Genomic DNA, 21,538 nt, shown 5'->3' with positions numbered 1-21,538 from the left:
ATCAGACAATCTGTGTGAGCACTACGCGGGTTGTATCTATTAGGTAAGGAGGTGATCCAACCGCAGGTTCCCCTACGGTTACCTTGTTACGACTTCACCCCAGTCATGAATCACAAAGTGGTAAGCGCCCTCCCGAAGGTTAAGCTACCTACTTCTTTTGCAACCCACTCCCATGGTGTGACGGGCGGTGTGTACAAGGCCCGGGAACGTATTCACCGTGGCATTCTGATCCACGATTACTAGCGATTCCGACTTCACGGAGTCGAGTTGCAGACTCCGATCCGGACTACGACGCACTTTATGAGGTCCGCTTGCTCTCGCGAGGTCGCTTCTCTTTGTATGCGCCATTGTAGCACGTGTGTAGCCCTACTCGTAAGGGCCATGATGACTTGACGTCATCCCCACCTTCCTCCAGTTTATCACTGGCAGTCTCCTTTGAGTTCCCGGCCGAACCGCTGGCAACAAAGGATAAGGGTTGCGCTCGTTGCGGGACTTAACCCAACATTTCACAACACGAGCTGACGACAGCCATGCAGCACCTGTCTCACAGTTCCCGAAGGCACTAAGGTATCTCTACCGAATTCTGTGGATGTCAAGAGTAGGTAAGGTTCTTCGCGTTGCATCGAATTAAACCACATGCTCCACCGCTTGTGCGGGCCCCCGTCAATTCATTTGAGTTTTAACCTTGCGGCCGTACTCCCCAGGCGGTCGACTTAACGCGTTAGCTCCGGAAGCCACTCCTCAAGGGAACAACCTCCAAGTCGACATCGTTTACGGCGTGGACTACCAGGGTATCTAATCCTGTTTGCTCCCCACGCTTTCGCACCTGAGCGTCAGTCTTTGTCCAGGGGGCCGCCTTCGCCACCGGTATTCCTCCAGATCTCTACGCATTTCACCGCTACACCTGGAATTCTACCCCCCTCTACAAGACTCAAGCTTGCCAGTTTCAAATGCAGTTCCCAGGTTGAGCCCGGGGATTTCACATCTGACTTAACAAACCGCCTGCGTGCGCTTTACGCCCAGTAATTCCGATTAACGCTTGCACCCTCCGTATTACCGCGGCTGCTGGCACGGAGTTAGCCGGTGCTTCTTCTGCGAGTAACGTCAATCACTGCGGTTATTAACCACAATGCCTTCCTCCTCGCTGAAAGTACTTTACAACCCGAAGGCCTTCTTCATACACGCGGCATGGCTGCATCAGGCTTGCGCCCATTGTGCAATATTCCCCACTGCTGCCTCCCGTAGGAGTCTGGACCGTGTCTCAGTTCCAGTGTGGCTGGTCATCCTCTCAGACCAGCTAGGGATCGTCGCCTAGGTGAGCCATTACCCCACCTACTAGCTAATCCCATCTGGGCACATCTGATGGCAAGAGGCCCGAAGGTCCCCCTCTTTGGTCTTGCGACGTTATGCGGTATTAGCTACCGTTTCCAGTAGTTATCCCCCTCCATCAGGCAGTTTCCCAGACATTACTCACCCGTCCGCCGCTCGCCGGCAAAGTAGCAAGCTACTTTCCGCTGCCGCTCGACTTGCATGTGTTAGGCCTGCCGCCAGCGTTCAATCTGAGCCATGATCAAACTCTTCAATTAAAAGCTTGATTTGCTTCAACTCGTGAAGCGGTGCTCAAAAATTAACTTTCGTAATAATTCAACTAAATGAATTACTGCTTGGTCACTCTTCAAGACTTGATATTTTTTTGTACCCGAAGGTACTGAGATATCAATTCTGCGAGTGCCCACACAGATTGTCTGATAAATTGTTAAAGAGCAGTGAGTTAGCCGCTTTCGCCGGGTAACTCGAGGTGGCGTATATTACGCTTTCCTCTTTCAGAGTCAAGCGTTTATTTTCGCTTTCGTCTGACTGACGGGCCGGTTTGTAAGCCGTTGTGCCGTGTCAGTGGAGGCGCAGTATAGGGATTTTTCGGAGGCTGACAACCCCTAATTTGCAATTTCTTTTCAAGCGTCGCTTTTTTGTGCAAAACCACTGCAAACAGGCAGTTTTTCGAGCTTTGAGAAGCCATAACGCTCTAGAACCGGCATTAACTGTGCGGTTTCTGGGGTAAAAGCCATGCAGTACGCAATATTCTCATCCGCAGAAAACGCCTCTGGCGCTTCATGTTCTAAAAGCCATGCTGTCCGCCGAGCAATCGCCGCCCCGGAATCGATAAGGCGCGTGCCTTCAGGAAGGACCTGCAGAAGCTCTTCCTGTAATAGAGGGAAGTGAGTACAGCCCAGCACGACCGTGTCCGGCGGCTCTTTCATACGCAGCCAAGGGCGCAGGATCTTACGCAGCTCGTCGAGGGGGACAGGTTCGCCATGCAGCTTCGCCTCAGCCAGCTCCACCAGCTCGGCTGACCCCAGCATTTCGATTTTGCATTCCGTAGCAAAGCGCGCCACGAGTTCGTGAGTATAAGGACGACGTACCGTACCGCGCGTTGCGAGCAGGCCAACAATTCCATTTGCCGTCATACGGGCAGCAGGTTTAATGGCGGGCACGACGCCAACGACAGGGAAGACGAACTTTTCGCGTAAAGCAGGAAGGGAAACCGTGCTTGCGGTGTTACACGCAATAATGGCAAGTGCGAGGGGATAACGTTCCTGAACGGCGGTAACAATATCGACCACGCGCTCAACGATAAACTCTTCGCTCTTTTCGCCGTAGGGGAAAGCTACGTTATCGAAGGCATAGATGTAATGCAGGTCCGGCAAAAGCTGCCGAACCTCATTATAGACTGAAAGGCCCCCGACACCGGAATCGAACACCAGTACCGTAGGGCGTGCATCAGAAGGTATAGCTGCCAGAGAGGTAGTATTCCCGTCCTGGGGTTTGATAGCCATAAACCGTCTCATAATCTTTATCAAACAGGTTGGCGATTCTACCACGAACGGTCAGGTGAGAGGTGACTGGATATGATGCTGCAACGTCAACCGTGCTGTAACTCGGCAAAATTTGCTGAGTGTTGTTATAAGCAGAAGTGTTGTTGTCGTAGCGCTTGCCGTAATACTGCCACGCCACATCCATATCAACGTTGAACATTGTCCAGTCGAGCTGGTATTTCGCCTGGCGTTTCGCGCGCCGAGCCAGCACTTCGTCATTCTGGTCATTACGCGGATCGATGTATTGCAGCGTAACTTTATGCGTAAAGATGCCGGTATCAACGCTCCCCGTCCACTCCAGCCCTTTGATAGTCGCAGAGTCGATGTTGTCATAAGCACCATCGAACGTAACCGGGTCGGAATAATAGGTGATCAGATTTTCGATCTTGTAGCGATAGGCTGACAAGCGCCAGTCCAGCGGGCCGGTCAGACCTTCAAGCCCAGCTTCCCACTGTCTGGATTCTTCAGGTTTCAGATTCGGGTTGGAGGCAATACCAAAGCGGGTTGAGCCAAACTGCTGCCCAAGCGACGGCGCAAGGAAGCCCGTGCCGTAAGAAACCGTTGCACGATAGCCTTCGACAAACTCCCAGCCGGCCGCAGTCTGCCAGGTGCCGTGCCAGCCGAACTGCTCGTCGTGGTCTTCGCGCCCGGAGGCTTCAAGCGTTACATCGCCGAACTGCTGCTGACCGCTCAGATACAAACCCGTGTTATCGCGTTTATAAGTATCGCTAAGAACGGTATCGGACGAGGTCAGGCGCTGCTGTTGCCAGTCGACGCCCGCGCTGATGGAACCCTGGCCAACAGCGAGGTTATTACCCCATTGAACATTACGCTGCGTCATGCGATCGAGCGTAGTGCCGGTGTTATAGCGTCCGTACTCGCTGCTGTAGTTGTAGTCCTTCACCTTCTGGTAGCTGGCAATCAGCTGCGAAGAGTAAATGCCGGAGTGAAAACGCATCCCCGCATCGTAGCTCTGATTATAAAGCTGCTCTTCGTCGGCGCTGTAGGCTGGCGTGTACGGCGGGCTTCCCAGGTCGTAATCAATATTGTTGGTATAGCTACGCCCACGGAAGAAACCGTCGAACTCGTCGTTAAACTGATGTTCCACGCCGCCCCAGAAGGTCTTTTTACGCGAACCGTCGCGGTCGTTATCGCCGCTATAGGTGGAATGTGGCTGAACGTTGAAGCCTTTAGTGGATTCATAAGATCCGGCAACCGTCGCCACGGTATCCCCAAAGCGCTGGCGCAGCGTGCCATCATACTGCTGGAAACCTCTTGAACCAACGCCCGTAGTGATTTGCGATTTTTCTTCGTCAGAATGGGTAATGACGTTAATAACCCCGCCAATCGCGCCGGAGCCATAAACGGCCGAACGCGGGCCGCGGATAAATTCAACGCGCTGAACCAAAGAAAGGGGGATTTGATTAAAGTCGGCAGTATTGGAAATGCCGGGACGCGCAACGGGTACGCCATCCACCAGCACCAGAACGTGACTGGCATTCGTACCGCGAATGAGCATTGAAGAACCCTGCCCCATGCCGCCGTACTGGGCGATATCCACGCCCGGCAAACGGCGCATCACGTCGTTAAGCGTTTTCGCCTGCCATTTGTCGATATCCTGGCGCGTCACCACGTCAGTTGGTGCCAAAACGGTATTAACAGGTTGTTGGAAACGGTTCGCCGTCACCACCAGAGTATCGTCAGAATTGCTGTCCTGCGCCCAGCCAGAAAACGCCGTTACGGAAAGCGCCGTAAACAGCGAAACTTTTTTTATCATCATTTATATAAGCATCCGCTTTTCAAACAAGGATGCCGCAGGCATAACCGATAGCACGCGATAGCTATGCCAATTGCGACGTAAACCGGCAGGTCTTCGGGCTTGGAGGTGTTTTATGGATGAGGACTTCCCACTGAATTTCAGCAGTGTCTGCGTTTCGCTTTCATCCCACTCTTCCTTACCGCTGCGCGTCAGCCCCAGAATTGCACTGGGTTCCCTTTTAACTCTCAGGAGGCCGGAGAGCGCATGCTACAGTTATCGCGTTATAGATGTCCAGACTTCCAGTTGCACTTCCACGGTCAAAGAGACTGGACATCGCGGGGCTATTCCCTAAAATCGCCGCGTAGTTTGACTTCTATTAACAGGTAGCCGCCTATGACCCCCGAACATCTCCCTATCGATCAGTACGACGCGCAGCTGGATGAAAAAGTCGCCCGCTTGCAGAGCATGATGGCCCCATTTGCCGCGCCGGCACCGGAGGTGTTCCGTTCACCTGTCAGCCATTACCGCATGCGTGCAGAATTCCGCATCTGGCACGACGAGGGCGATCTCTACCACATCATGTTCGACCAGCAGACTAAGCAGCGCATTCGCGTCAACAGCTTCCCGGCGGCAAGCTCGCTGATAAACGACCTGATGCCCGCGATGCTGGACGGCGTGCGCGACGTCCCTGCTCTGCGCCATAAGCTATTCCAGATCGACTACCTGACCACGCTCAGCAACCAGGCCGTCGTTTCGCTGCTTTATCACCGCAAGCTTGATGAAGAGTGGAAGGAACATGCCGAAGCCCTGCGCGACAGCCTGCGCGCCCGTGGTTTTAACGTCCACCTGATTGGCCGCGCCACCAAAACTAAAATCGAGCTGGATCAAGATTTCATCGACGAACGGCTGCAGGTAGCGGGCAAAGAGATGATTTACCGTCAGGTCGAAAACAGCTTCACCCAGCCAAACGCGGCGATGAACGTCCAGATGCTTGAATGGGCGCTGGATGCGACGAAAAACTCCAGCGGCGATCTGCTGGAGCTGTACTGCGGTAACGGTAACTTTTCGCTGGCGCTGGCGCGCAACTTCAACCGCGTGCTGGCAACGGAAATCGCGAAACCGTCCGTGGCGGCGGCGCAGTACAACATTGCGGCCAACCACATCGAAAACGTGCAAATCATCCGTATGGCGGCGGAAGAATTTACCCAGGCGATGAACGGCGTGCGCGAATTTAATCGCCTGAAGGGCATCGATCTGAAAAGCTACCAGTGCGAGACGATATTTGTCGATCCGCCGCGCAGCGGGCTGGATGCCGACACGGTGAAAATGGTGCAGGCCTATCCGCGCATCCTTTATATCTCCTGCAATCCACAAACGCTGTGCGAAAACCTCGAAACGCTGACCCAGACGCACGAAGTGTCGCGCCTGGCGCTCTTCGACCAGTTCCCCTATACGCACCATATGGAATGCGGCGTGTGGTTAACGCGCAAATAGCAAAACGGACGCCGAGGCGTCCGTTGTTTTTTGTCCAGTCTGCGGGACTTAGTCCGTCAGCTGCGCCTTACGGGCACGGATCTTAATGCCGATCCAGAACAGCAGCGCCACGGACAGCACCGAAGGCAGGAAGTTAGATCCCATCGCCGGGTACTCGGCACGCGCCACTGCGCTATAAAGCAGCACGCCAAGCACGAAGCAGGCTGCGGCAAGGCTCGGCAACCCTACCGGCATCGTTCGGTTTTGATAACGTTGATGCAGGCAATAAACCGTCAGCACCAATGCAATAAGCGGGAAAATGGAGAACGGCACCACCGAGCTGAACAGCGCGGCAAAGCTACCGTTAATCGACAGCCCGGCGATAAACGCCAGCACCAGCGTACCTCTCTCTTGTAACTGTTTCATTGCTCGTCCTTTACTCTTCGGATAATTGAGCCAGCGACATCTTTTCTTGCTCCCGGCGATACCAGTAATACGCCCCTTTCGAGATCATGCGCAGCTGCAACACCAGGCGCTCTTCGAGCTGACGACGCTGATCGGGATCGACGTCGAGCGCTTCCGCACCGGCACTAAAAACAATCGTTACCATGGCTTCTGCCTGCGCTTCGGTAAAGCTGCGCGGCATGCGATTTTCGAGTTCTAAATAGTCGGCAAGTTCCGCAATAAAATGCTGTATTTCGCGGGCCACGGCGGCACGAAAAGCGGCGGACGTGCCGGAACGCTCGCGCAGTAATAAGCGAAAAGCGTTGGGGTTATTACCGATAAATTCCATAAATGTTGAAACGGAGGTGCGGATAACGCTCCCGCCTTTGGCAATACGCTGGCGAGCCTGGCGCATTAGCTGGCGCAGCATCAGACCGCTTTCATCAACCATGGTCAGGCCCAGTTCATCAACATCGCGGAAGTGGCGATAAAACGACGTCGGTGCAATCCCTGCCTCACGAGCAACCTCTCGCAAACTGAGGCTGGCGAAACTCCGTTCAGCACTTAGCTGGCTAAACGCGGCTTCAACCAGAGAACGCCTGGTTCTTTCTTTTTGTTGCGCTCTTACACCCATCATTTTGCCTGAATCCCTCAAACCGAACTGGCACTATATCAGACTCTAACGCTACCGCTTTTAAACAGGATTGTGAATGATTGTTTACGGGAGCCGGGCCGCGTAAAAAAGGAAAAAGCACAGGGATAATTGGGTTATACCGCCGATGATGTTACCATCATGTTGCTTTTATGTATAAGAACAGGTAAGCCTTACCATGCCACACACCTACGATTATGATGCAGTTGTAATTGGTTCCGGCCCGGGCGGCGAAGGCGCTGCAATGGGGCTGGTTAAGCTCGGCGCACGGGTAGCGGTGATAGAGCGCTACCACAACGTCGGCGGCGGTTGTACCCACTGGGGCACCATTCCTTCCAAAGCGCTCCGCCACGCCGTTAGCCGTATTATTGAATTCAACCAAAACCCGTTATACAGCGACCACACCCACCTTCTCCGTTCCTCATTTGCCGATATCCTTAACCATGCTGACAGCGTGATTAACCAGCAAACCCGCATGCGCCAAAGCTTTTACGAGCGCAACCGCTGCGAAATGCTGCAGGGCGACGCAAGATTTGTTGATGAACACACCATCGCGCTGGAATGCCACGACGGCTCGGTCGAAATGATTACCGCTGACAAGTTTGTGATTGCCTGCGGCTCGCGGCCTTACCGCCCGCCGGAAGTTGATTTCAGCCACCCGCGCGTGTACGACAGCGACTCCATTCTTAACCTGCACCACGAGCCGCGCCACGTCATTATTTACGGCGCAGGCGTGATTGGCTGCGAGTACGCGTCTATCTTCCGCGGCATGAACGTCAAGGTGGACCTGATTAACACCCGCGACCGCCTGCTGGCGTTCCTCGATCAGGAAATGTCAGATTCACTTTCCTACCACTTCTGGAACAGCGGCGTCGTTATCCGCCACAACGAAGAGTTCGAGAGCATTGAAGGCGTGGAAGACGGCGTGATCGTCTCGCTGAAGTCCGGCAAGAAAGTGAAAGCCGACTGCCTGCTTTATGCCAACGGTCGTACCGGTAACACCGATTCGCTGTCGTTGGAAAACGTGGGTCTTGAAGCCGACGGACGCGGCCTGCTGAAGGTCAACAGCATGTACCAGACGGCGCTGCCGCACATCTATGCGGTGGGCGATGTTATTGGTTACCCAAGCCTTGCCTCTGCGGCTTACGATCAGGGCCGCATTGCGGCGCAGGCGCTGGTCAAAGGCGAAGCAACCGCGCACCTGATTGAAGATATCCCGACCGGGATCTACACCATTCCGGAAATCAGCTCCGTGGGGAAAACCGAGCAGCAGCTAACGTCGATGAAAGTGCCATACGAAGTGGGCCGCGCGCAGTTTAAACACCTGGCTCGCGCGCAAATCGTTGGCATGAACGTGGGCACGCTAAAAATACTCTTCCATCGCGAGACGAAAGAGATTTTAGGCATCCACTGCTTTGGTGAGCGCGCGGCGGAAATCATTCACATCGGCCAGGCGATAATGGAGCAGAAAGGTGGCGGTAACACCATTGAGTACTTCGTTAACACCACCTTTAACTACCCGACCATGGCGGAAGCCTATCGGGTAGCGGCGCTAAACGGCTTAAACCGCCTGTTTTAACGCGGTTTCGAAATGGCCGTCCATCTGCGTGCGGACGGCCTCTGCCAGCTGCTCATAGCGGCTGCGCAGCGGTGAACCCGGACGATAAACCAGGCCGACCGTACGGCGCGGTTCTGGTTTGTAGCATGGAAGATAAACCACGCCGTCGCGTTCGCGTTCGTTCGGCACGGCCAGCGCCGGAAGCAACGTAATGCCGCTGCCCGCAGCGACCATATTACGCAGCGTCTCAAGACTGGTTGCGCGGAAATGCGTGTCTTCGTCGGCACCCGCTTCAAAGCAGAAGCCCAGCGCCTGATCGCGCAGGCAGTGCCCGTCTTCCAGCATCAACAGCTTTTCACCCGCCAGGTCTGACAGCGGCACGCGGTCACGATTGGCCCATGGATGATCCTGATAAACCGCCAGCACCATAGGCTCATCAAACAGCGGCACCTCAATAAAAGCTTCGCTCTCTTTCACCAGCGCCAGAATCGCACAGTCGAGCTTGCCGCTATCAAGCTGCGCTAACAGCTGATGGGTCTGCGCTTCATGCAGGTACATTTCCAGTTTTGGGAAGGTTTTGTGCAGCATCGGGATAATCTGCGGCAGCAGATAAGGGCCGACGGTTGGGATGAGGCCAATATGCAGCGGCCCGGACATCGCCTCGCCCTGCTGGCTCGCCATCTCTTTAAGAACTTTGACTTCGCGCAGCACGGTACGGGCCTGATCGACCAACAGCAAACCCGCCTGCGTGAACAATACTTTGCGGCTGGTACGTTCCAGCAGCATGACGCCCAGCTCATCTTCCAGCTTGCGGATTTGGCCGCTCAGGGTTGGCTGGCTAACGTGACAGGCATCCGCTGCCCGACGAAAATGGCGATGTTCAGCTAACGCCACCAGGTATTCAAGATCACGAATATTCATTATCTATCCTCCAGCGCCATGATAGCCCATGGCGATAGATAGCATAGCAACGAACGATTATCCCTATCAAGAAAGAAAGTTAATAATAGCCATCAACAGCACGAACGGTCCTTCACATTACCCATGAAGCGGCGGTTCTACTGTAGAGACTACCTTGATCTCTGATATGACTAACTATGAAAGCCAACGTGAATTTTTAGCGGACTTGATGTCCGCTTTTTTTTGCTCTCGACCTACAAATCCCTGCTACTGTAAATCGAATCTATCCTGCAAGATTATTTTCCCTGGGCGCGTTTTTACCACATCCTCATATATTAAATATGTTCAATATGCTTATTTAAACTTTAAGCCAAGGTTAATTTTTAAGTTAGTTGATATCCCTCTGCGCACGGCTCAATAATATCCGCTCGCTATTACACATTTATATATCAACTTCAATGAGCAGGAAGGAATCTCGATGAAATTAAATAATATTTCCCGGTCTTTATTTGCACTGGGTTTGCTGGGCTGTGCCTCTAGTGTCTGGGCGCTTGATGCATGGCGTGGGCAAACGGGAGGAGATACGGTACAGGTTATTTATGACGGCAAGGTTTATAGCAACGCGTGGTGGGTTGCCGCTGATAACTGCCCAGGCGAAGCCAATAATGACGTGGCAAACAATCCCTGGCGCTACGTACGGGCGGCCACCGCTGCGGAAATAAAGCAATATGGCAATCCGCAAAGCTGTGATGCGACCAGCGGCTCCGGTCAGTCCGCACACGAAGTGTTTAGCAGCGACAAAGACTATGTTTCCGGCGACATTATTACTTTCGAAAAGATAACCTATCAGGCAAAAAGCAACATTCCCGCCAATTCATTCACTCCAGGAATTGATAACCCGTGGCAGCGCTATATTCCGGTCGCGGCCTGGAGCGCGTCAAAAATTTATAATAAAGGCGATATCGTTAAAGCAAACGGACAATCCTACGAAGCGCTTTTCTATACGGCAGGAAATAATCCAGCCGATCCTGCAAACCAAAATCCACAGAGCAATAATGGCAGACCGTGGAAACCATTAGGCGCGGTGGTTGAATACAGCCAGGCGCAGCTTAATGCCGCGCCTTATTTCAGTGCCACCACAACCTATGCCGCTGGTTCTTTAATTCAGTTCCAGGGCCAGGTTTACGTTTCCACCTTAAAAGTTCGCGCCGTCTCTCCAACGGATGCCAACCGCTGGGCTATCTACACCGACTGGACGGGCACCAAAGAACGCGTCGGCACGCCTAAAAACCCGTGGCCCGCCCATGTTTACGCGCCTTATGTCGATTTCAGCCTGAATTCCATTCCGGACCTGGCAAAACTGGCCACCGAACAAAACATTACCCACTTCACCATGGCCTTCGTCGTGGCGAAAAGCGCAGAGCAGTGCATTCCTACCTGGGGCACCGCCTACAACCTGCAAGATTATGCGCAGTACAGCAAAATCAAAGCCCTGCGTGACGTTGGCGGCGACATCATGCTGTCCATCGGTGGCGCAAACAACTACCCGCTGGCCGCCGCCTGTAAAAACGATGTCGACCTGCAGCAGCTTTATCACGATATCGTTGATAACCTGAATCTGAACGTGCTGGACTTCGATATCGAAGGCACATGGGTTTCCGATAGCGAATCTATCCAGCGTCGAAACCGCGCGGTAAAAGCCGTTCAGGATCAGTGGAAACAAGAAGGCCGCAAGGTCGGTATCTGGTACACCTTGCCCATTTTGCCAACCGGTCTGACTCATGAAGGGATTTACGTGCTGGAAAATGCACGCGACGCGGGCGTTGAACTCGCCGGTGTAAACGTCATGACCATGGACTACGGTAACGCCGTCTGCCGCTCTGACGGCACCGAAGGGCAAAATATCCACGGCAAATGCGCGACCTCTGCCGTCGATAACATGTTTAAGCAGCTTAAAGCCATCTGGCCTGCGAAGTCCGATAAGCAAATCAACGCCATGATCGGCACAACGCCAATGATCGGTTATAACGACGTGCAGGGCGAAGTCTTCTATCAGTCCGATGCCAAACTGGTGATGGAAGACGCCGTGAAGCGCGATCTGGGGATGATAGGCATCTGGTCTATGGCGCGTGACCAGCCGGGCGTCGCAAAACAGGTCAGCCCTGAGCATAGCGGTATGACCACACAGCAGGCACCGACTTACGCCTACAGCAAAATTTTCGCTCCGTTTACCCACGATGGCGCTCAAAGCGATGAACCTCAAAGCGATGGCTCAAAAGGCGATGACTCAAAAAGCGACACCGCTACCGCCGCGACTATCTCTAACCCCGTCATCGCCTCGTTAAAAGGCTTCAACGTCGTGAAGCGTAACGGCAAGGTGCAAACCGAACTGACGTTAAGCAGCCAGGCACACAAAGCCGGTAACATGAACTATTCCATTTATCTCAATGATAAATTCATCGGCAAAAGCCAGAGCAACAGCTGTTCGAACGCCGCCCAAAAAACGGCGGATGCAGCAAACGATGCGGTGATCTGTACCTGGAATAACACTCTCAAGGCCGGAGACAAAATTCACCTGAGCAATTACTCAAATGGTAAGCAGACGCCTTTAGAAACTATTACCGTCACCAGCAACGTGCTTGCCGGAACGGCCAACGCCGCTACCGTCATTTCGCAGGAGTTAAAAGACCTGAAGATTGCAAACGGCGGAAAAGCGATAGCGCTGACCCTTTCCGAAGCGGCCCATAAAGCGACGAATAAAAACTATTCGGTGCAGGTAAATGGCAAAACGGTGGGTAAGAGCCAGTCAAATGCTATAAGCAACGGGGGCAAAAAAACCGCTAATTCCGCAGAAGGCACCGTAACAGGGACCTGGAATCAGGCATTGAAGGCCGGGGATAAAATTCGCCTTTATCGCTACTGTAACGGCATTCAAACGACAATTAGCGAAGTGACGTTGACCGCTGGGATGATTCAAACGGGCGCTTCAATTCTTTAAAACAGTTTTGCCATCGCCATAATAAAACCCCAGTAGCCAAAGGCTGCTGGGGTTTTTAATCTTAGCGGCGCGTTAAATCAGGCGCTGTTTTGCATCAGCAATTGCCAGCGCAACCTGCTTCGGCGACACGCCGCCAATTGCTGCACGTTTATCAAGGCAGGACTGCAGGGACAAAATGGCGTAAACGTCATCGCCAATCACCGGGCTGAACTTCTGCAGATCGGCAAGCGTCAGGGCTTCCAGCGCTTTTCCCTGATGAATTGCCTCAACTACCGCCTCACCGACGATATGGTGCGCTTCGCGGAACGGCACGCCCTTGGCGACCAGATAATCCGCCAGCTCGGTGGCGTTAGCATAGCCCTGCTCCGCGGCTTCTTTACAGCGCGGGCGTTTTACCTGAATCCCGTCCAGCACCAGCACGGACATATGCAGGCAGTCGAGCCAGGTGTCCAGCGCGTCGAACAGCCCTTCTTTATCTTCCTGCATGTCTTTGTTGTACGCCAACGGCAGGCCTTTTAACGTCATCATCATGCCGGTCAGCGCGCCCTGCACGCGGCCACACTTGCCGCGAATCAGCTCCAGCGCGTCCGGGTTTTTCTTCTGCGGCATCAGGGAAGAACCGGAGGTCACGCGGTCGGACAGCTCAACGAAGTTCGCCTCGCCGGTGTTAAAGAAGATCAGATCTTCGGCAAAGCGCGACAGGTGAACCATGCCGATAGAGGCATCGGAAAGCAGCTCAAGCACGTGATCGCGGTCGGACACGCTGTCCAGGCTGTTGCGGGTGGCGGAAGCAAAGCCTAACCAGCCCGCCAGCTGCTCGCGATCGATTTCATACGCCGTGCCCGCCAGCGCGCCGCTGCCCAGCGGGCTAACGTCCAGGCGTTCCAGCGTGCTCTGCAAACGGCTTTCGTCACGCGCCAGCATCTCAACGTACGCCAGGCACCAGTGCGCAAAAGTCACCGGCTGCGCGCGCTGTAAATGGGTATAACCCGGCATCACCGCATCCTGATTATTCTCGGCGGTGTCCACCAGCGCCTGCTGCAGTTGACGCGTTGCGCCCAGCAGCTCGCTAATTTGCGCCTTGCACCACAGCTTCAGGTCGGTGGCGACCTGATCGTTACGGCTACGGCCAGTGTGGAGCTTTTTCCCCAGCGCGCCCACTTTATCGATGAGCTTGCCTTCCACCCAGCTGTGAATATCTTCCGCGTCGCTCGCAAGTATCGCCTGCGGGTTAGCCTGAACTTCCTCAAGCAGCACGTTCAGCGCCTGCTCAAGCTCCAGCTGTTCAGCCTGCGTCAGAACACCAACGGTAACCAGCGCTTTGGACCAGGCGACAGAACCCACGATGTCTTGTTCAGCCAGTCGGTAGTCAAAGCGCAATGAATCATTGAACTGTTTGAACCGCTGGTCTGCTGCCTGAGTAAAACGTCCGCCCCAAAGTGCCATAGTCGTGCTCCATTAATTTCAATTTATCCCCTCTCCCGATGGGAGAGGGTTAGGGTGAGGGTAAAAATTACTTCTTCAACTCGTTCAACGCGCGAATACGTGATGACAGCGAGAACAGACGGATAAAGCCGCCCGCGTGGCTGTGGTCATACACTTCGTCTTCGCCGAAGGTCGCAAACTCTTCGCTGTACAGGCTGTTCGGGGATTTCTTCTGAATCGCCGTCACCTGGCCTTTGTAGAGCTGCAACACCACTTCACCGTTCACTTCTTCAGCCAAAGATTCTGCGGAAGCCTGCAGGGATTTACGCAGCGGCGCAAACCAGCGGCCATCGTAAACCACGTACGACATTTCCAGGCCCAGCTGCTCACGCCATTTGAAGCTATCACGGTCCAGCACCAGCTGTTCAACGCCACGCAGCGCGGCCATCATGATGGTGCCCCCTGGGGTTTCGTAGCAGCCGCGGGACTTGATGCCCACCAGGCGGTTTTCAACGATATCGATACGGCCAATGCCGTGCTTAGAACCGATGGCGTTCAGGGTTTCCAGGCACTTGAACGGGCTCATGGTTTCGCCATTCACGGCAACCACTTTGCCCTGTTTAACGGTAACAGTCACCTGCTCGGCCTGGTCTGGCGCTTCCTGCGGATCGACGGTCCAGACCCAGCAGTCTTTGTTCGGCGCGTTCCACGGGCTTTCCAGCACGCCGCCTTCGGTAGAGATGTGCCAGGCGTTTTCATCACGGCTGTAGATTTTTTCAAGCGATGCGGTCGTCGGGATATCACGCTCTTTCAAGTAGTCGAGCAGCGCTTCACGGGAACGCAGATCCCACTCACGCCATGGCGCAACCACTTTAAGATGCGGAGCAAGCGCGGCCCAGGCGGATTCGAAACGCACCTGGTCGTTGCCTTTGCCCGTCGCGCCGTGGCACAGCGCGTCCGCGCCGACTTTATTTGCCACGTCCACCAGCGCTTTGGCGATCAGCGGACGAGCCATCGAAGTGCCCAGCAAATAGCTGCCTTCATACAGCGCGCCGGTTTGCAGCACCGGGTAAACGTAGTCGCTGATGAACTCTTCACGCGCATCCACTACATAGCATTCGGTTGCGCCAGAGCGCAGGGCCTTCTGCTCGACGCCTTTCAGATCGTCACGATCCTGGCCGATATCCACCACGCAGGCGACCACTTCGCAGCCGCCGTAGTTTTCTTTCAGCCATGGAATGATGGCAGAGGTATCAAGGCCGCCAGAGTAAGCCAGAACGATTTTTTTGATGCCGTGATTTTGCATTGTCTTTTCCTTCAAATACTTTTTTTAAACTAGGCCAGAATCCGGGTGCCAATTGCCACGCCGTTGAATAAAGAGGGAAGCTGTTCCGCATGTCGCCAGGAGGCGATGTCCACCGGACGACCCAGCGTGCGGGCGGCATCCAGCGCCGCGTTTACTTTCACAACCATCCCGTCGGTAATAATGCCCTGTGAAATCAGCTGTTCGGCCTTAGCCGCCGTCATCTCGGCGATGCGCTGCCCTTTTCCGTCCAGGATACCGCTTACGTCTGAGAGCAAAATCAGGTCAGCGCCCAGGGTTGCCGCCAGCGCCGTAGCCGCCTGGTCAGCGTTCACGTTCATTAACTCACCTTCCGCCGTCACGCCGATGGAGCTGACGATCGGCAGGAAGCCACCATCCAGCAGCGCGGTAATCAGCTTAGCTGAACCTGGTTTCGCAAGCCCAACGTGGCCAAGCTCTTCATCAAGCTTAGTGACGGTCACGCTGTCGCCATCGCCCAGGCACAGGCCGACGCCGTTAATGCCGTGCTTCTTCGCCCAGGCCAGCAGCGTTTTGTTGGCAGTTCCGGCGAGCGCGCCGGTGATAATGTCGATCTGATCGGCAGGCGTTACGCGCAGGCCATTTTTCTTTTGCACCGGCAGGGAGAGTTTTTTCATTAACTCATCCACCAGGCAGCCGCCGCCGTGGACAATCACCAGCGGACGCTGATGGGACTGACGATAGTTGACCAGAGCGGTAAACAGACGCTCCAGCGCTTCTTCGCTATCCAGCAGTACGCCACCTAATTTGATAATTAACGGATTCATCATGTCACCCGGCTCGTTTAAATAAGGGACTGCGTTTCGGCGAAGCCAAAACGAATATTCAGGCACTGCACGGCCTGGGCCGACGCGCCTTTTAAAAGATTGTCTTCGGTGGCGACGACAATCAGATGCTGGCCCTGCACGGCAAAGCCGATATCGCAGAACGGCAGGCCAACCACGTTTTTCAACGCTGGTACACCCTTCTCATACAGGCGCACCATCGGTTTGCCTTCATAAGCCTGACTGAACGCGTCGGCAACCTGCTGCTGGGTTACGCCATCTTTCAGACGACAGGTAATCGTCGCGAGGATGCCGCGCGGGAAGTTGCCCAGATGAGGGGTAAAAATTACCTGCGTGCCGAGGTGCGCAGCGATTTCCGGCTGATGGCGATGGGTGAAAATGCCGTACGGCTGAAGACTCACTTCGCAGAAGCTGTTGGAGATAGCCGCTTTGCGCCCTGCACCGCTCACGCCGCTGGTCGCGTTAATCACCGGCCACTGGTTCAAATCCAGCAGATCGGCATCAATCAGCGGCTTAAGCGCCAGCTGAGAAGCCGTCGGGTAGCATCCCGGTACGGAAATCAGGTTAGTTTCTTTAAGCTTATCGCTCTGCCATTCCGCAAGCCCATAAACCGCTTTTGCAAGCAGCTCCGGGTGCTGATGGGTAAAGCCATAATAATGCTGATAAAACTCGGCATCGTTAACACGAAACGCGCCGGACAAATCAATCACTACGCAGCCTGCGGCCAGGAACTGCGGCGCCAGGTCGTGACTCACCTCATGGGCGGTCGCCAGGAACACCACGTCTACGCCGTCGGTAAATTCGCGGATGTCGGACATCGCCTGTAACGGCATGTCGACAATGCCTTTTAATTGCGGATGCAAATCAGATATCAATTTTCCTGCATCTGAACTTTGCGCTGAAACCGTCAATGCGGTTATGTTCATATGAGGATGGCGATTCAAATAGGTTACAAGCTCTGCGCCTGCATAACCGCTGGCACCAACAATCAGCGTATTCAACATCTGGGCTGTTCACCTTCTTTCGTCGTGTTTACTAAATAAGGTGTCAGCGCAGAGGCTATCACCCAACATCTTGTTACCGCGTAGATTTATCGAAATTCAAGGTTCCATCGAGGCATGCGATATTGTATTTTTATTCAATATTAATGCATGATTATGTATACTATCCTGAGCTAAGGCCTGTCAACAGTGAAGATGAAATTACCGCCTTTTATCGAGATTTACCGCGCCCTTATCGCGACTCCTTCCATCAGCGCCACCGACAGCGCGCTGGATCAAAGCAATGAGTCTTTAATCAATTTACTGGCGGGCTGGTTCCGTGACCTGGGCTTCAACGTTGAGGTTCAGCCCGTGCCCGGCACGCGCAGCAAATTCAATATGCTGGCAAGCACCGGCTCAGGTGCGGGCGGGCTGCTGCTGGCGGGGCATACCGATACCGTTCCCTTCGACGAAGGCCGCTGGACCCGCGACCCGTTCACCCTCACCGAACACGAAAACAAGCTCTACGGGCTCGGCACCGCCGACATGAAAGGCTTCTTCGCGTTTATTCTCGATTCGCTGCGCGATATCGATGTCACGACGCTTAAAAAACCTCTTTATATTCTGGCGACCGCCGACGAAGAAACCACCATGGCCGGCGCGCGCTACTTCGCGGAAACCACCAGCCTACGCCCGGACTGCGCCATCATCGGCGAGCCAACATCGCTCCAGCCGGTGCGCGCCCATAAAGGCCATATCTCCAACGCCATTCGGATCCTCGGCCAGTCGGGCCACTCGAGCGATCCGGCGCGCGGCGTGAATGCCATTGAGCTGATGCACGATGCTATCGGCCACATCATGACGCTGAAAAACACGCTGAAAGATCGCTATCACCACGATGCCTTCACCGTGCCCTATCCCACGCTGAACCTCGGCCACATAAACGGCGGCGACGCGGCAAACCGCATCTGCGCCTGCTGCGAGCTGCACATGGATATCCGCCCGCTGCCGGGCCTCACGTTAAATGATCTAAACGGTTTACTGAATGAAGCGCTGGAGCCGGTGAGCCAGAAATGGCCGGGCCGCCTGACCATCTCCGAACTGCACCCGCCGATCCCCGGCTATGAATGTGCAAAAGACGATCGCCTGGTGCAGGTCGTTGAGAAGCTGCTCGGCGCGCAAACCGAAGTGGTGAACTACTGCACCGAAGCGCCGTTTATTCAAACGCTATGCCCAACGCTGGTGCTTGGGCCGGGTTCGATTAACCAGGCGCATCAGCCGGATGAATATATCGAAACGCGTTTTATCGAGCCGACTCGCAAACTCATCACCCAGGTGATCAATCATTTTTGCTGGCATTGAAAAATAGCGGAGAATGGGGTTTTGGCCCCTTTTTCCGCTGGTTTTATGGGGAGTCTTATAAGAATTGCTTATGAGCAAACTTGGTAAGTAAATTTCATGAATTTGCGGCATTTACTCGTTAGCTGAAACGATTTCGTAGCAATTGACGAAACATGACTTACGTGGCTTTATAAAAGACGGTGTTGAACCTTCACGGGTGAAATTTAATTACATATTAGATTGGATAGGGTGTCTGGGGTCATATGAACGAACGATATTCTGCTTTGCGAAGTAATGTCAGTATGCTCGGCAAATTGCTTGGCGATACCATCAAAGACGCGCTGGGGGAAAACATCCTCGATCGCGTAGAAACCATCCGTAAGCTGTCTAAATCCTCCCGCGCGGGAAATGAAGCAAACCGTCAGGAATTGCTGACCACCCTGCAGAATCTCTCTAACGACGAACTGCTACCCGTCGCCCGCGCGTTCAGCCAGTTCCTGAATCTGGCCAACACCGCCGAGCAGTATCACAGCATCTCCGCCAACGGCGAGGCCGCCAGCAATCCCGAAGTTATCGCTAAAACCCTCCAAAAACTAAAAGATCAGCCGGATATTAGCGAAGCCGCCATTCGTGATGCTGTGGAATCCCTCTCCCTGGAACTCGTTCTGACAGCGCACCCGACCGAAATCACCCGTCGCACCCTGATTCACAAGCTGGTTGAAGTGAACAGCTGCCTGAAGCAGCTCGACCACGGCGACATCGCCGACTATGAACGCAACCAGATTATGCGCCGCCTGCGCCAGCTGGTCGCCCAGGCGTGGCACACCGACGAAATCCGTAAGCATCGCCCTTCCCCGGTCGACGAAGCCAAGTGGGGCTTTGCGGTGGTCGAGAACAGCCTGTGGGAAGGCGTACCGAACTACCTGCGCGAGCTGAACGAACAGCTTGAAGCAAACCTGAACTACAAGCTGCCTGTGGATTTTGTGCCGGTGCGCTTCACCTCCTGGATGGGCGGCGACCGCGACGGCAACCCGAACGTCACCGCCGACATCACCCGCCACGTTCTGCTGCTGAGCCGCTGGAAAGCAACCGACCTGTTCCTGCGCGATATCCAGGTGCTTATCTCTGAGCTTTCTATGGTGGAATGCACCCCGGAACTGAGCGAGCTGGCAGGCCCGGACGGCGCACAGGAACCGTACCGCTGCATCATGAAAGGCCTGCGCCAGCAGCTGCTGTCGACCCAGGCCTGGCTGGAAGCGCGCCTGAAAGGCCAGCGCCTGCCGAAACCACAGGGCCTTCTGACGCAGAACGAACAGCTTTGGGACCCGCTATACGCCTGTTATCAATCTCTGCAGGCCTGCGGCATGGGCATCATCGCCAACGGTCAGTTGCTCGATACCCTGCGCCGCGTGAAGAGCTTTGGCGTACCGCTGGTGCGCATCGACGTTCGCCAGGAAAGCACCCGTCATACCGAAGCGCTGGGCGAAATGACCCGCTACCTCGGCATCGGCGACTACGAAAGCTGGTCTGAAGCCGACAAACAGGCGTTCCTGATCCGCGAGCTGAACTCCAAGCGTCCGCTGCTGCCGCGCCAGTGGGAGCCAAGCGACGACACGCGCGAAGTGCTGGAAACCTGCAAAGTGGTTGCCGAAGCACCGCGCGGCTCCATCGCCGCCTACGTCATCTCGATGGCGAAAACGCCTTCCGACGTGCTGGCCGTTCACCTGCTGCTGAAAGAAGCGGGATGCACGTTTGCGCTGCCGGTCGCCCCGCTGTTTGAAACACTGGATGACCTGAACAACGCCGACGACGTAATGACCCAGCTGCTGAACATCGACTGGTATCGCGGGTTTATTCAGGGCAAACAGATGGTCATGATTGGCTATTCTGACTCCGCGAAAGACGCAGGCGTGATGGCCGCCTCCTGGGCGCAGTACCAGGCACAGGACGCGCTTATCAAAACCTGCGAAAAAGCGGGAATCACCCTGACGCTGTTCCACGGACGCGGCGGCTCGATTGGTCGTGGCGGCGCGCCCGCACACGCAGCGCTACTGTCGCAACCGCCGGGCAGTCTGAAAGGCGGCCTGCGCGTGACCGAACAGGGCGAAATGATTCGCTTCAAGTACGGCCTGCCGGAAATCACCATCAGCAGCCTGTCGCTCTACACCAGCGCGATCCTGGAAGCCAACCTGCTGCCGCCGCCGGAACCGAAGAAAGAGTGGAAGCATATTATGGAAGAGCTTTCAGAGACTTCCTGCGATATGTATCGCGGCTACATCCGCGAAAACAAAGACTTCGTGCCGTACTTCCGCTCGGCCACCCCAGAGCTTGAGCTGGGCAAGCTGCCGCTCGGCTCACGTCCGGCAAAACGCCGTCCGAACGGTGGCGTTGAGTCACTGCGCGCTATCCCATGGATCTTCGCCTGGACGCAGAACCGCCTGATGCTGCCAGCCTGGCTGGGCGCCGGTGCCGCGCTGCAAAAAGTGGTCGAAGACGGCAAGCAGGGCGAGCTGGAAACCATGTGCCGCGACTGGCCGTTCTTCTCCACGCGCCTTGGCATGCTGGAAATGGTGTTTGCGAAAGCCGACCTGTGGCTTGCGGAATACTACGATCAGCGCCTGGTGAAACCAGAACTGTGGAAGCTCGGTCAACAGCTGCGCGATCAGCTGGAAGCGGATATCAAAGTGGTGCTGGATATCGCCAACGATTCCCACCTGATGGAAGACCTGCCGTGGATTGCCGAATCCATCACGCTGCGAAACATCTATACCGATCCGCTGAACGTGCTACAGGCTGAACTGCTGCACCGTTCACGTCAATCTGAGGAAAAAGGCGAAGAGCCTAACGCCCAGGTTGAGCAGGCGCTGATGGTGACCATCGCCGGCGTTGCCGCCGGGATGCGTAATACCGGCTAAACGGATAACGAAGCTAAAATATAAAACCCTGCGTAAGCGGGGTTTTTTGTTTTTGCTCATTCGCCAGAAGCCGCTATTGTGCCAGGATAAAAC

At 54.9% G+C, this 21,538-nt stretch carries 14 protein-coding genes, 1 rRNA gene and 1 riboswitch; of the genes, 5 read left to right on the top strand and 10 right to left on the bottom strand.

The window, feature by feature from the left end; translation table 11 throughout:
• Positions 1-44 precede the first annotated feature (44 nt).
• The 3 genes from ACSPHG_RS00710 to btuB all read right to left on the bottom strand — a co-directional run bounded on the left by ACSPHG_RS00710 (position 45) and on the right by btuB (position 4,650).
• Positions 45-1,586, bottom strand: a 16S ribosomal RNA gene (locus tag ACSPHG_RS00710).
• A gap of 366 nt (positions 1,587-1,952) precedes the next feature.
• Positions 1,953-2,834, bottom strand: a complete 882-nt coding sequence (gene murI / locus ACSPHG_RS00705; protein WP_435951569.1) for a glutamate racemase — start codon at positions 2,832-2,834, stop codon at positions 1,953-1,955.
• Entirely contained in the window at positions 2,779-4,650 is a 1,872-nt protein-coding gene (gene btuB / locus ACSPHG_RS00700; RefSeq protein ID WP_435955916.1) for a TonB-dependent vitamin B12 receptor BtuB, read from the bottom strand. The genes murI and btuB overlap by 56 nt, the downstream gene beginning before the upstream one ends.
• Before the next feature lie 70 nt (positions 4,651-4,720).
• Positions 4,721-4,905: riboswitch (cobalamin riboswitch) on the bottom strand.
• A gap of 120 nt (positions 4,906-5,025) precedes the next feature.
• Between btuB and trmA the strand changes: the two genes are divergently transcribed.
• Positions 5,026-6,126 carry a tRNA (uridine(54)-C5)-methyltransferase TrmA gene (gene trmA / locus ACSPHG_RS00695; protein ID WP_435951568.1) on the top strand — a complete coding sequence of 367 codons (1,101 nt, stop codon included), beginning with the start codon at positions 5,026-5,028 and terminating at the stop codon, positions 6,124-6,126.
• A gap of 48 nt (positions 6,127-6,174) precedes the next feature.
• Here trmA and ACSPHG_RS00690 read toward each other — a convergent pair whose 3' ends face one another.
• A complete protein-coding gene (locus tag ACSPHG_RS00690) occupies positions 6,175-6,531 on the bottom strand; it encodes a YijD family membrane protein (protein ID WP_435951567.1) in 357 nt (118 codons plus the stop codon).
• 10 nt (positions 6,532-6,541) lie between these two features.
• A complete protein-coding gene (gene fabR, locus ACSPHG_RS00685; protein ID WP_271125441.1) occupies positions 6,542-7,186 on the bottom strand; it encodes an HTH-type transcriptional repressor FabR in 645 nt (214 codons plus the stop codon).
• A gap of 193 nt (positions 7,187-7,379) precedes the next feature.
• Between fabR and sthA the strand changes: the two genes are divergently transcribed.
• The gene (gene sthA / locus ACSPHG_RS00680; protein WP_435951566.1) at positions 7,380-8,780 is read left to right on the top strand and encodes a Si-specific NAD(P)(+) transhydrogenase; all 1,401 of its coding nucleotides are present in this window, start codon (positions 7,380-7,382) and stop codon (positions 8,778-8,780) included.
• On the opposite strand, the gene oxyR is transcribed toward sthA, so the two are convergent.
• Complete coding sequence (gene oxyR, locus ACSPHG_RS00675) at positions 8,763-9,680, bottom strand: DNA-binding transcriptional regulator OxyR (RefSeq protein ID WP_435951565.1); 918 nt, start codon at positions 9,678-9,680, stop codon at positions 8,763-8,765. The genes sthA and oxyR overlap by 18 nt on opposite strands.
• A gap of 457 nt (positions 9,681-10,137) precedes the next feature.
• On the opposite strand from oxyR, the gene ACSPHG_RS00670 reads away from it, so the two are divergent.
• Complete coding sequence (locus ACSPHG_RS00670; protein WP_435951564.1) at positions 10,138-12,657, top strand: carbohydrate-binding protein; 2,520 nt, start codon at positions 10,138-10,140, stop codon at positions 12,655-12,657.
• A 72-nt stretch (positions 12,658-12,729) separates the two neighbouring features.
• On the opposite strand, the gene argH is transcribed toward ACSPHG_RS00670, so the two are convergent.
• The 4 genes from argH to argC form a co-directional block, all read right to left on the bottom strand.
• Positions 12,730-14,103, bottom strand: a complete 1,374-nt coding sequence (gene argH / locus ACSPHG_RS00665) for an argininosuccinate lyase (protein ID WP_435951563.1) — start codon at positions 14,101-14,103, stop codon at positions 12,730-12,732.
• Between the two features lie 67 nt (positions 14,104-14,170).
• Positions 14,171-15,388 (bottom strand): argininosuccinate synthase, encoded by a 1,218-nt coding sequence (locus tag ACSPHG_RS00660; protein WP_435951562.1) that lies wholly within the window; start codon positions 15,386-15,388, stop codon positions 14,171-14,173.
• A 29-nt stretch (positions 15,389-15,417) separates the two neighbouring features.
• A complete protein-coding gene (gene argB / locus ACSPHG_RS00655) occupies positions 15,418-16,194 on the bottom strand; it encodes an acetylglutamate kinase (RefSeq protein WP_435951561.1) in 777 nt (258 codons plus the stop codon).
• Between the two features lie 14 nt (positions 16,195-16,208).
• Entirely contained in the window at positions 16,209-17,213 is a 1,005-nt protein-coding gene (gene argC / locus ACSPHG_RS00650) for an N-acetyl-gamma-glutamyl-phosphate reductase (RefSeq protein ID WP_435951560.1), read from the bottom strand.
• Positions 17,214-17,399: 186 nt separating this feature from the next.
• Between argC and argE the strand changes: the two genes are divergently transcribed.
• Positions 17,400-18,551 (top strand): acetylornithine deacetylase, encoded by a 1,152-nt coding sequence (gene argE, locus ACSPHG_RS00645; protein ID WP_435951559.1) that lies wholly within the window; start codon positions 17,400-17,402, stop codon positions 18,549-18,551.
• Between the two features lie 242 nt (positions 18,552-18,793).
• The gene (gene ppc / locus ACSPHG_RS00640; RefSeq protein ID WP_435951558.1) at positions 18,794-21,445 is read left to right on the top strand and encodes a phosphoenolpyruvate carboxylase; all 2,652 of its coding nucleotides are present in this window, start codon (positions 18,794-18,796) and stop codon (positions 21,443-21,445) included.
• Positions 21,446-21,538 lie beyond the last annotated feature (93 nt).

The sequence above is a fragment of the Dryocola baronae genome, assembly GCF_051297175.1.
Lineage (GTDB): Bacteria > Pseudomonadota > Gammaproteobacteria > Enterobacterales > Enterobacteriaceae > Dryocola.
This window is presented reverse-complemented; position numbering and strand designations above follow the sequence as displayed.

What these genes read in the sequence shown, in the direction of transcription:
- murI (WP_435951569.1), bottom strand. Translation starts at nt 2,834, where the DNA reads ATGGCTATCAAACCCCAGGACGGGAATACTACCTCTCTGGCAGCTATA.
- btuB (WP_435955916.1), bottom strand. Translation starts at nt 4,650, where the DNA reads ATGATAAAAAAAGTTTCGCTGTTTACGGCGCTTTCCGTAACGGCGTTT.
- trmA (WP_435951568.1), top strand. Translation starts at nt 5,026, where the DNA reads ATGACCCCCGAACATCTCCCTATCGATCAGTACGACGCGCAGCTGGAT.
- ACSPHG_RS00690 (WP_435951567.1), bottom strand. Translation starts at nt 6,531, where the DNA reads ATGAAACAGTTACAAGAGAGAGGTACGCTGGTGCTGGCGTTTATCGCC.
- fabR (WP_271125441.1), bottom strand. Translation starts at nt 7,186, where the DNA reads ATGATGGGTGTAAGAGCGCAACAAAAAGAAAGAACCAGGCGTTCTCTG.
- sthA (WP_435951566.1), top strand. Translation starts at nt 7,380, where the DNA reads ATGCCACACACCTACGATTATGATGCAGTTGTAATTGGTTCCGGCCCG.
- oxyR (WP_435951565.1), bottom strand. Translation starts at nt 9,680, where the DNA reads ATGAATATTCGTGATCTTGAATACCTGGTGGCGTTAGCTGAACATCGC.
- ACSPHG_RS00670 (WP_435951564.1), top strand. Translation starts at nt 10,138, where the DNA reads ATGAAATTAAATAATATTTCCCGGTCTTTATTTGCACTGGGTTTGCTG.
- argH (WP_435951563.1), bottom strand. Translation starts at nt 14,103, where the DNA reads ATGGCACTTTGGGGCGGACGTTTTACTCAGGCAGCAGACCAGCGGTTC.
- ACSPHG_RS00660 (WP_435951562.1), bottom strand. Translation starts at nt 15,388, where the DNA reads ATGCAAAATCACGGCATCAAAAAAATCGTTCTGGCTTACTCTGGCGGC.
- argB (WP_435951561.1), bottom strand. Translation starts at nt 16,194, where the DNA reads ATGATGAATCCGTTAATTATCAAATTAGGTGGCGTACTGCTGGATAGC.
- argC (WP_435951560.1), bottom strand. Translation starts at nt 17,213, where the DNA reads ATGTTGAATACGCTGATTGTTGGTGCCAGCGGTTATGCAGGCGCAGAG.
- ppc (WP_435951558.1), top strand. Translation starts at nt 18,794, where the DNA reads ATGAACGAACGATATTCTGCTTTGCGAAGTAATGTCAGTATGCTCGGC.